At 54.8% G+C, this 11,175-nt stretch carries 7 protein-coding genes and 1 CRISPR repeat array; all 7 genes read right to left on the bottom strand.

What is annotated here, in order from left to right; translation table 11 throughout:
- Positions 1-87 precede the first annotated feature (87 nt).
- A CRISPR array of direct repeats spans positions 88-1,510; the repeat unit is 36 nt; unit sequence GTTGCGGCTGGACCGCATTTTCTGAACTGCTAAGCT.
- A gap of 72 nt (positions 1,511-1,582) precedes the next feature.
- Positions 1,583-1,951, bottom strand: a complete 369-nt coding sequence (cas2, locus tag ACFPLB_RS12265) for a CRISPR-associated endonuclease Cas2 (RefSeq protein ID WP_378229995.1) — start codon at positions 1,949-1,951, stop codon at positions 1,583-1,585.
- A complete protein-coding gene (gene cas1, locus ACFPLB_RS12260) occupies positions 1,948-2,889 on the bottom strand; it encodes a type II CRISPR-associated endonuclease Cas1 (RefSeq protein ID WP_378230007.1) in 942 nt (313 codons plus the stop codon). The genes cas2 and cas1 overlap by 4 nt, the downstream gene beginning before the upstream one ends.
- A gap of 54 nt (positions 2,890-2,943) precedes the next feature.
- Positions 2,944-6,243: a type II CRISPR RNA-guided endonuclease Cas9 gene (cas9, locus tag ACFPLB_RS12255; RefSeq protein ID WP_378229993.1), complete on the bottom strand. Its 3,300-nt coding sequence runs from the start codon at positions 6,241-6,243 to the stop codon at positions 2,944-2,946.
- 333 nt (positions 6,244-6,576) lie between these two features.
- Positions 6,577-7,197, bottom strand: coding sequence for a 2,3-bisphosphoglycerate-dependent phosphoglycerate mutase (locus ACFPLB_RS12250; RefSeq protein ID WP_378229991.1), 621 nt, complete (start codon positions 7,195-7,197; stop codon positions 6,577-6,579).
- A 39-nt stretch (positions 7,198-7,236) separates the two neighbouring features.
- Complete coding sequence (gene dapB / locus ACFPLB_RS12245) at positions 7,237-8,046, bottom strand: 4-hydroxy-tetrahydrodipicolinate reductase (RefSeq protein ID WP_378229989.1); 810 nt, start codon at positions 8,044-8,046, stop codon at positions 7,237-7,239.
- Positions 8,039-9,871, bottom strand: a complete 1,833-nt coding sequence (locus ACFPLB_RS12240) for an ABC transporter ATP-binding protein (RefSeq protein ID WP_378229987.1) — start codon at positions 9,869-9,871, stop codon at positions 8,039-8,041. The genes dapB and ACFPLB_RS12240 overlap by 8 nt, the downstream gene beginning before the upstream one ends.
- A gap of 190 nt (positions 9,872-10,061) precedes the next feature.
- Positions 10,062-11,123: a penicillin-insensitive murein endopeptidase gene (mepA, locus tag ACFPLB_RS12235; protein WP_378229985.1), complete on the bottom strand. Its 1,062-nt coding sequence runs from the start codon at positions 11,121-11,123 to the stop codon at positions 10,062-10,064.
- Positions 11,124-11,175 lie beyond the last annotated feature (52 nt).

Here is an 11,175-nt window from a genome sequence, read left to right as displayed (position 1 = left end):
CATGTCTGTACATGCACAGAATCTGATTTCAAAAATTTACGCAATACTCTGATTGGGTTTCGACCCTAGACCCTAAAGCCTTGGCTGGTTGCGGCTGGACCGCATTTTCTGAACTGCTAAGCTGAGCGGCATCCAGTTCCTTCAGGCCCGATAGTTGCGGCTGGACCGCATTTTCTGAACTGCTAAGCTATTCGGGAAACCATACCGCCAACCACTCGGGTTGCGGCTGGACCGCATTTTCTGAACTGCTAAGCTGGCTTCTTCTGGACATCGGACCAGTTGCCGGTTGCGGCTGGACCGCATTTTCTGAACTGCTAAGCTGCCGCCCGAACTCGTCTAGCGGGCTCGGTTGGTTGCGGCTGGACCGCATTTTCTGAACTGCTAAGCTGATCGGCAGCAAAATCACCCTTGCTATATCGTTGCGGCTGGACCGCATTTTCTGAACTGCTAAGCTATTTTTCATTTACTTCCTCCTTGCTTTCGAGTTGCGGCTGGACCGCATTTTCTGAACTGCTAAGCTCCCGCCGATGGTCACGGTGTCGTCGGCCGTGTTGCGGCTGGACCGCATTTTCTGAACTGCTAAGCTCTTCCTCGAAAGCGGCCCTCACGTCGTTGTGTTGCGGCTGGACCGCATTTTCTGAACTGCTAAGCTCGAGACTGGTTTGCCGGGCAAGCCCTCGCGGTTGCGGCTGGACCGCATTTTCTGAACTGCTAAGCTACAATTCCCGAAGACTTCCATCCTCCGGCAGTTGCGGCTGGACCGCATTTTCTGAACTGCTAAGCTAGACCTCTTGCCGGGTAGCTGACCCCTAGAGTTGCGGCTGGACCGCATTTTCTGAACTGCTAAGCTACCTTCCAGAGCGGTTCGACAATGAACCATGTTGCGGCTGGACCGCATTTTCTGAACTGCTAAGCTGCGCGAGAACATGACACTGCTCGGCTTCGGGTTGCGGCTGGACCGCATTTTCTGAACTGCTAAGCTCCTCTTCGGCGCAGAGCGCGCACGGCATGGGTTGCGGCTGGACCGCATTTTCTGAACTGCTAAGCTCAGCTTTTTCATGTTGGCGTCGGTCGTCTTGTTGCGGCTGGACCGCATTTTCTGAACTGCTAAGCTGCACCGAGGACGTCGAAGTCCTTCCAAACTGTTGCGGCTGGACCGCATTTTCTGAACTGCTAAGCTGGGCGCGGCATTTTTCTCTCATATCGTTTAGTTGCGGCTGGACCGCATTTTCTGAACTGCTAAGCTGCCTACATCGCCGAACTCAAACGCCAACTTGTTGCGGCTGGACCGCATTTTCTGAACTGCTAAGCTGCCCGTAAACCAGTGCGTAATGCTCTGCATGTTGCGGCTGGACCGCATTTTCTGAACTGCTAAGCTCGCCTTGGCATTATCGAACGTCAGCTCAGGGTTGCGGCTGGACCGCATTTTCTGAACTGCTAAGCTTGTGCCCATAAGGTATCAATCTGCTCCGGGGTTGCGGCTGGACCGCATTTTCTGAACTGCTAAGCTCGATCAGCGTTCAAAATCCTGATTTCAAAGGGATTTTGAACGCTGAGAGGCTGCATAATCCGCATTATCCGCTCAAAACAGCACCAGTTGTTCCGGGTTTTTCTGCCGTCTGCGACGTGCCTGGTCAGAAAATCGAACAATATTTTCATATTGTCGGTCTGTGAACTGAAAGATGAACACGTCACCGCGTTCAGGTAAATTACTTTCAATCTTGCGCACATAGGCATCAAACTGCTCCTTGCCGCTGCAAAAGCGAGTATAATTGGAAAACTGGCTCATTTCAAAGCCAAGATCCAGAAGATACATACGGAAATCATGAGCAGCCTTGCGCTGCTTCTTTGTTTCCACGGGCAAGTCAAATGTCACCAGAAGCCACATCAGCCTATAGGCGGATAAATGTGTTGGCCCGCCTCCCCTTCCTTGTGTAAAAAGCGTCGTCATTCCTGATTTTTTTCCAGTACGGCCTCATTTCGTCCCAGCATGGCAAGCGCCATTTTTGAAGGCGCTCGCGGCAGATCAAGCGTAATATTGCCGGTCTCAAAAGCGCTTGCCACCGAATAGACAAAGCGCCCCGCCTGAACAGAAAGCGGGCTTACCCCCTCATTTGTATCAAGATCGAGTGTGGCAATGCCCGCCAATTGGCGCTTGGCCTCTGCATCCACATGTGCCTTGCCCATATCAGCCATATTGCGCACCATGCGATCCACCAGCGGGCGATAAGGCTCCATAAGATCATCAGCCAGTGCAAACGCATTGGCGCGATTGCTATGAAAAATACCAAGTGTCGGGTGCAGACCAGCAGAGCAAATGGCACGTGAAATAACAGCGCGCAGCACTGTGTAGCCATAATTCAGCAGGGCGTTCAGGTCCCCACTATTACTGTCACGACGAAAATCTGGCCCCATCAGCGCCTGCCAATAACGGCGCGCTGCTTGTGCCTCAACATTATCAGGATCGCCTGAGCGCACCTTGCGGGCAAGTAGAGAAAATGCCCCGGCCTCTGCCCCGGTCGATTCCAGCACCAGCCCCTGCATGGTAATCTTGGCCATCACGATTTTTTGCCAAAGCTGCTTTTTCAAAGGCTTTGCGGCATTGGCCTGCGCGCGCATTCTTGCACCTTGCATATAATGGCCGGCCAATGGCCACAGACAGGTTACAGGCGCATGATTGGAAGAGCAGATAACCACCGGCACGCTGCGCTCGGCAAGTTGCACAAACAGATTGTTTGACCAGGTCAGGCCATGTGCGTGGGCAATAACCGCGCCAATATCATCCAGCGCAATACGCCCTGTTTCCTGATGATCTTTACTGACAACAAGAAATCCACGATGCACAGCCAAGTGCAAACCATCCGTGGAAATATCAACAACCCGCTCCATGCAAAGAGGATTGCACAAGTTTTCCGTGCAATCCCCATAAATCTTTACTTTTGGTTAACTTCTGGGACCCGGATCAAAAACCTGTCCAATTTCATCAACACGCAATTGGCGGGCTTTGAGGTCTTTCAATCCACTTGCAGATCTTGTCATATATTTGAACGGATCGGCATGATCGGCATCACGGGATTTCAGTGAGCCTGCCTCATGATGTGGAGCCAGTGTCAGCCGTCCTGCTGTATTAAATTTAACCACCCGATAGATTATACGGTCCTCATCCTCACCTATGGCTACAGCATCATCTTGTCTGAGCGAAAGCATTTTTTTCGCTGTCGGGTTTTGCTGTCTGATCACAGATTGCCAGCCCGGTTGATGGGCATCGAAGGTGGTGACAACTTCTGATACCCATCTTCCATCCGGCAATTGCCACACATCATAGCGATGATTGGAATCGCCTTTGTAGCCCTTATAGGCTTTTCCTTGTTTGTCATGGATGGGAATGGTTTTCAGCGGCTCGATCATGCGCACCCGGCGCAAATTGCGAAACGGATTATCTTTTCCGTCCAGTTTTTTGCGCGTGGCAAATTCATGCACGGCCTCTTCAAAGTCACGGCCTGAAAGCCCGCTGGTTGCAACCTCAAGGGCCTCCCGCAATTGCCTGTCGCGAATGCCCATCAAATCCTTTGCTGTTTTCAGCGCCGATAATGGCTTGCGGGTGACAACCAGATCATTGCCCCTGTCGTCCTTTTCTCCGGTCAGCCCATAGGCGGTGTCATTATGCAGTCTGCCCACAGTCTGCCCGGTCCTGGAAGCAGAACCATGATCAGGACGATGGCTGACCACCACCTTGCTTAACCGCTCACGCAGTTCTTCCCGAAAGCCCGGCCAGGGGTCGCCAATCTTGGCCACAACCCGTTCAGCCCCTTCACTTTCCAATGCGGCAGAAGCGGTCGAGATTTTCTGGATCAATGCGCGGCTGGTGCAGGCGATGACAAAAGCATCAATCGCATGATGGCGATGGTCCTTGCGGTTTTTTTCCTTTGCCGGGTCAGAACCGGCAATATTATGATCGGACAGCAATTCATTGAGCGCCCATCGACGCCGCAGCATCTCTGTCATCCGGCCGGGAATGGCACGAACACGGCTATGCCGACGCAACAACCCTTGCGCATCTGCTTCTTCGGTCGGATAGAGCGAAGCCAGATAGGTCAGCGCCATGCGCGCACCATATTGCATATCGGTCAAATGGCGGGCGATAAACTCTTTTTCATCATCAAACCTGTCCATGGCATTGCGAGCAAAGCGCCATTGCTTGTTGCGTGGCAAGACACTCGCCCGGGCAAGGATTTCATCATAGCGATCTGCCCATTCCACAACATCGGCAGGTGCACGGTTGCGCTTTTGCCGGTTGGCGCGGGCCAGACACAAGATCTTGTTGCCCTGGCTGTCATCCAGCGTCTTTGAATAGGGCAGGATGTGATCGACATCGACCTCTGCCGTAAACACCATGGAAGCAGAAATAATCTCGCCCGAATAGACGCAGACACGATTGAGCGGTTGATCCTTGTTCAACTCTTCCCATAATTTCAACCGCAGCCGGTTATAGCCGGTGTCCGGCTGGCCCAGCTCATTCAGTTCAGCAGACCGCGCCTCAGCCTCACGGGTATTTTTGGCGATCGTCTTGTTTACTTCTTTTTTCTGGTCATCAGAAAGTTTCAACTCCCTGCCCAGCTCAATAGCAATCCGGTCCGGCTTGCCGTAACGGCGTATCAGCAGATTGACAACGCGCCGAAGCTGGTTGAGCGCAATATGAACCGTTGGATTGGTGATGCGCCCCTTGAAAACATCATAAATATCATCCGGATTTCCGGTGCCTGGCGGGATATGGCGTTCCAGTTCCTCCTGATAAGGTGGCAATTCTGGATGACCTTGAAAATTCGGGTCGCTCTTGTCGGAATGGTTGTAGCCACAACGAAGAGCCGCCTCCGCCTCCGTAATCACCGTTCCATCGGCAAAAGTTTCCTGTTTCAAGGCATCGGTTAACTGGCCAAGCGCTGTTGCTCCCAGCCGACCAAACCCTTCCGGCAATTTCACTTTGGCAACGGCTTGCGCTTGTTCCTCATCAAGCCCGCAAGTGTCCATCAGCCAGCCAAGCAGCGCAAGCGGGTCTTCTTCTTCACGCAGCCGTGACAGGATTTCCCACTGCCGCGCCATATCCAGTTCCGCCCAGCGATTGCCGAAGCAATCACGCTTGCTCATGTCCACATAAATCTCATCGCCCACCAGGCCGGTGCGGGTTTCGCTATGCTTGTTGAAGCGAAATTCCGGGCCGACCTTCAACACCTTGCGCAGACTGTCAAAAGAAGATGTTTTCGCTGATCGAAGTTTATGAATGAGCTCATCACGTTGTTCGACGTTTAATTTGCGTGGCTGCTGATCTTCCCCAATCAGCGCCAGTTCATTCACCTCCTTGTAAAGCCGGAAGGTCTGAAACAGCGGGTGGGCCTTGGGCAGCCGCACCTCATCTGGATTATAGCTGCATCGACCAGGAAGCACCGGCTTGAGCGGGCGCTGATAAAAAATAATACGCCGCAGATGCGCGACACGCTCTTCATCCAGAAGATCAGGATAATATGCAGCCTGTGCTTCACAGATCAGGTCAAATTCCCGCTCCAGTTCAGCCCGCGAAGGATAAAAATCATAGCCATCGCCCTTTGCAGTCTCACCCGTTTCAGGCCGCAGCCGCGTCCGAACAGACTTGCCCTCCAGCCGCCTTCCATGCAAAAACTCGCCAAAAGTCCGGGCCTCGGCGGCCTGCATTGCCGTATTTAAACGATTGACGCCGGTTTCAATCTTGCCCTGATCATTGTCACGCTTGTCTGTCTTGCGATTGGACTTGAAGCCGCGCCGCTGGTTAAGATTAAATAGAACCCGACCGATCTGATGCGGTGACAATTGCTCATCAAGAGCACGTCTCCGCAGCCCATGCACACTGTTTGACAATTCGCCCGTCCGGCCTGCTTTTTTTGAACCATCCTGCGGCCTTTTTTGATCATTGGCTGCATGAACGAGCAGGCGGCGCGCATCAGCATCTTCCGGCATCAGCCCATATTGCGTCAGCATTTTAAGAAGTGCGGCCCGGCGCGAAAGATAGCGGTCGCGCCTGCGCCGCATGGCACGGGCCTCACGCCGGTCAACAGCCAGTGACGTACCTGATTTCGGCTCGCGTCCATCCTTGAAAATACGTGAGCCAATGGCAACAATCGAGCCCTCCTCCTTCTCCATCGGCTCGCCCGGTGTTTTAATCAGACACCAGCCGATCGAGTTCGTCCCCATATCCAGACCCAAAGTCAGCATATTTTTCTCCCCTCCCTCACTCCCTGAAATCAAATGTTGCAAATCCATCATTGATCTGCAACATTGGGTTGTTCAGAAAATGCGGTCCAGTCGTTAACAAGTAAAACCACTCGTTAACGGGTGGAGATGCACCAAATAAAACCCACGCTCCGGCGTGGGTTTTTTTGTCTTAAAGCGTGTCGCAATCTTTCAGATTCATGCGACCCGCTTTAAGACTTTGTTTTTACGCATGTCTTTATCTCGAAACTGGTTCCCAGTTCGAGAGACAGGCTTTAAAGGCAAAGCCTTGCTGCCTGAAGTGAGAAATGTTCTTCAGGAGACAGGTTGAAAAAATCAACCTGCAAGAATTTCCTTGGAGGCAACGGTTGAATCGGCATTGAGCCGGTAGATGATCGGCACGCCGGTGCCCAGTTCCACCTTCACCACCTCTTCACCCGACAGGCCATCAAGCGCCATGATCAGCGCCCGCAGCGAATTGCCATGGGCGGCCACCAGCACCGTTTCGCCACGCAGCACATGCGGCTGCAAATCATGCATGTAATAGGGCCAGACGCGCGCACCCGTATCGCGCAGGCTTTCGCCGCCGGGCGGGGGAATGTGATAGGAACGGCGCCAGATATGCACCTGCTCTTCACCCCATTTCTGGCGCGCATCATCCTTGTTCAAACCGGAAAGGTCGCCATAGTCGCGCTCATTAAGCGCCTCCTGGCGGATCGTCTTCAAATCGCCCTGCCCCACCGCATCCAGAATATGCTGGCAGGTTTTTTGAGCGCGCTGGAGATTGGACGTAAAAGCAATATCAAATTTCAGGCCACGCTCTTTCAGCTTTTGCCCGGCAGCACGTGCCTCGGCATGGCCCTGCTCGGTCAGGTCCACATCCCGCCAGCCGGTGAACAGATTTTTCAAATTCCATTCGCTCTGACCATGGCGAACAAGCACAAGAGTTCCAGACATATTTGCTCCTTATATCAGGCTTCAGGCAAAGGGTGCGGCCTACAGGCCCAGCACATCGCGCATCGAAAAAAGACCCGGCTTGCGGCCACGCGCCCACAGGGCCGCCTTGACCGCGCCGCGCGCAAAGATCGCCCGGTCCTGCGCGTGATGCGAAAGAGTAATGGTCTCGCCATTACCGGCCAGAATGACAGAATGGTCCCCCGGCACTGAACCACCGCGCAGCGTGGCAAAGCCGATACTGCCGGTTTCACGCGCCCCGGTGTAGCCATCACGCACCCGCACATCATTACCCGCCAGTTCAATGCCGCGCCCGGCAGCGGCTGCCTGGCCTAAAAGCAGTGCGGTGCCCGAAGGCGCATCCACCTTGTTGCGGTGGTGCATTTCCAGCACCTCAATATCAAAATCTTTGGCCGAAAGCGCTCGCGCCGCCTGCTCAACCAACAAGGCCAGCAAATTGACACCAAGGCTCATATTGCCGGATTTGACGATGGTGGCATGGCGGGCGGCAGCCGCAATGGCAGCATCATCCTTTGCAGACAACCCCGTGGTGCCCAGCACATGGACAATGCGCGCCTGCGCGGCATAACCGGCAAAAGCAATGCTGGCGGCAGGCATGGTAAAATCAAGCACCCCGTCAGCGCTGGCAAAGGCAGCCAGCGGGTCATCACTGACCATCACACCGGAAGGCCCAAGACCGGCCAGTTCGCCGATATCCTTGCCGATGGCCGGTGAGCCTTCACGCTCTATAGCGCCAACAACGCGCGCCCCTTGCGCTTCATGCACAGCACGAACCAGTTCCAGCCCCATACGACCGGCAGCACCCACAACAACAAGGCCCATATCACGCATTGGCTACTCCCCCTGAAATTTCATCAGCAGCGCTGTCATCAACAAGACCCGGCCCGTTATCGCCCTGAAAGCGGTAAAACCGCGCATAGACGCCATCTGCATCGGCCATCAATTGCGCATGGGTGCCCTGCTCAACCACCCTGCCCTGTTCCAGCACAATGATGTTGTCGGCATTGACCACAGTGGAAAGCCGGTGGGCGATAACAATGGTGGTGCGCCCGCGCATGGCCTCGTTCAGCGCCTGCTGCACTCGCGCTTCCGATTCATTGTCCAGCGCCGAGGTTGCTTCATCAAGCAGCAGCAGCGGCGCATCGCGCAGCATGGCGCGCGCAATCGAAACACGCTGGCGCTGTCCGCCCGAAAGGGTCGCACCATTTTCACCCACCTGCGTGTCATAGCCTTCAGGCTGCTGACGAATAAACTCATCCGCCGCCGCCAGCCTTGCCGCCAGTTCGGTTTCCCGGTCGCTGGCTTCAGGACGGCCATAGCGGATATTGTCGCGAATGGTTCCCTCAAACAGATAGGGCTGTTGCGAGACATAGGCGATAGACTGGCGCAGCGAATGTTTTGTGAACTTTGTTATATCCTGCCCATCAATGGTGATTGTGCCGCCATCCACATCGTAAAAGCGCTGCAAAAGCGCCACCAATGTTGATTTTCCGGAACCGGACGCCCCGACAATGGCCGTGGTTTTTCCTGGCCGGACAACAAAGCTGACCTTGTCCAGCACGGGCTGACCCGGCACATAGGCAAAGGACACCTCATCAAAACGCACCTCGCCCTGCCTCACGGCAAGTTCACCCGCGCCGGGCACATCGCCCTGCTGTGGTTCTGTATCAAGAATTTCATAAATCATGCGCGCATTGACCAGCGCACGCTCGACATTGACCTGGGTGCGCGCCAGACGGCGGGCCGGATCATAGGCCAGCAAAAGCGCGGTGATGAAGGCCATGACATCGCCGGGTGGATGGCTAGTCGTCGCCGCCTTGTAAGACGCATAGCCAATGACGCCTGCCACCGCAAAACCGGCAAGACTTTCGGTAATGGGCCCCAGCCGTTCCGAAACACGGGCAATCTTGTTATAGCGACCTTCAGCATGGTCAACCAGCCTGGCGATCCGGGCTGAAAGCTGCTCTTCCATGGTAAAAGCCTTGACCACGGCAATGCCCTGCACCGCCTCCTGCATGGCTCCGATCAGATGTGAATTAACGGTAACGGATTCGCGCGTCACCGAGCGCACACGGCGCATGATGTAATTGACAGCCCACACCAGCGGCGGACCAATGACAATGATGGAGGCGGCAAGATATGGCTGCTGCCAGATCATGACGCCGATCAGCCCGATAAGGGCAACCAGATCCCCAGCCACGGAGCGCAGGGTCATGCCCATCAGGTCGCGGATACCGGCAACATTTTCATTGATGCGCGCCGCCAGGCGGCCCGAGCGCGTATCACTGAAAAAGTCCAGTCCAAGCAACATCAGATGCTGGAAAACCCGTTTCTGATAGCGCGCCACGACATTATTGCCGATCTTGGCAAGGGTTACCGAATAGCCATAGGTGACCATGCCACGGATCAGGAAAATGGCGATAATGCCTCCGCAAATCCAGATGGCGCGGTCATAGCGCTGAGCGACAAAAATATCATCGACCAGCGGTTTCATGATCCATGCCGCCAACCCGGCAGTGGCCGCCGAAGTCAGCAGGCAAAATATGGTAAAGGCATAATAGCCGATATATTCGCGCCCATTCTCGGAAAAGATACGCTTTAAGACGGCGATAACTTCGCCAGGCTCAGGCCTGCTGTTTTTGGGGCGGGCGCTCAAAACTTTTTCCGTTGCTGCATTGCTCTGATGCCATGACACCGGAACGGTATCAGCATCGGCATCCTCTTAGAGCCTTTGTACCTTTTTGCCTAGGGCCGGAACCGTCCAACTTTCAGGCAGGTCAGTGCTGCTCCTGAAACTGCTACACCAAGGTCAAAAAAGGTTCCCAACCTCTTCATTACGCGCTTTTTCAATGAACCGGGCGGGAAAAGGGCAGCGGCGCACCGATTTCAGGAGTCGGTGCAAAAGCATTGGCACCCGTCGGCAACCCGCCCGATGCAACCAAAGCCGCAATCGGATCAGCGCGCGCAATATTTGCTTGCGCGCCTGAAGGATAGGTAACGGATGCCAGCGACACCGGATCGGGGGCAGCAAGCACTGCCCGACAGGCATTTGGTAAAGCTGCCATGGTCATCACATCACGCGCCTTGGGCGCATCGGGATTGGGGTTGGGCCGCCAGGGTTCTTCCGTAAACCACCAGGCCAGTGATTTGTCGCAGCCTTCCCCCGCCGCCACCTTTTCCTGACGCTTGCAGTCCGGCGAACCCGGCTGGCAACCGATACGGATATGGAAATGATAATCATGCCCCCAGAAAGGACGGATCTTGCGCAGCCATGCGCGGTCACCGGTCACCGTATCACACAGTTTTTTCTTGATACCGGGATGGACGAGAACACGCTCCACCTCACCATAGCTGGCGGCGCGTTTCAGCAATTGCGCATGGGCCGGAGTCCAGCGCTTTTCAATCACCTTGCGGGTTTTGGGATCGATCAGAGAAACCGCCGAGATATTTTCGCGCTCTTGTATCGTCAGCTTGCGGTTGGGCATGGGCATGAACCATATATCGGCATCCAGACCAATCTGGTGCGAGGCATGGCCGGTCAGCATCGGTCCGCCGCGCGGTTGCGAAATATCGCCCAGCAGCAGACCCGGCCAGCCATCGGCAACCGCATCACGGGAAAATTTTTCAATCAGTGAAATCATCGTGGGATGACCCCAGCGACGATTGCGCGACAGGCGCATGGCCTGCCATGTCGGACCATCAGTGGCGATCGCCACCCCGCCTGAAAAACAGCCCTTGGAATAAAAGCCGATGGATTGCGGCGGCGTGGCGGCTGGCAATTGATGCGAACCAAACAGGTTTTTAGCCAGTTCCTGTGCCTTAACTGTCTGCGGGCTTATGGTCATCAGCAAAGTCAAGGCGGCCAGTGCAGCCGCCCCCTTGACTATTTTTGCCCATATTTTTCGCATTTCAGTCTCCGGCCACACCAAGCCCCAAATCACATCATGGCGTCAACTGCGC

Origin of the sequence: Aquamicrobium segne (genome assembly GCF_042656785.1) — a bacterium.
GTDB lineage: Bacteria > Pseudomonadota > Alphaproteobacteria > Rhizobiales > Rhizobiaceae > Mesorhizobium > Mesorhizobium segne.
This window is presented reverse-complemented; position numbering and strand designations above follow the sequence as displayed.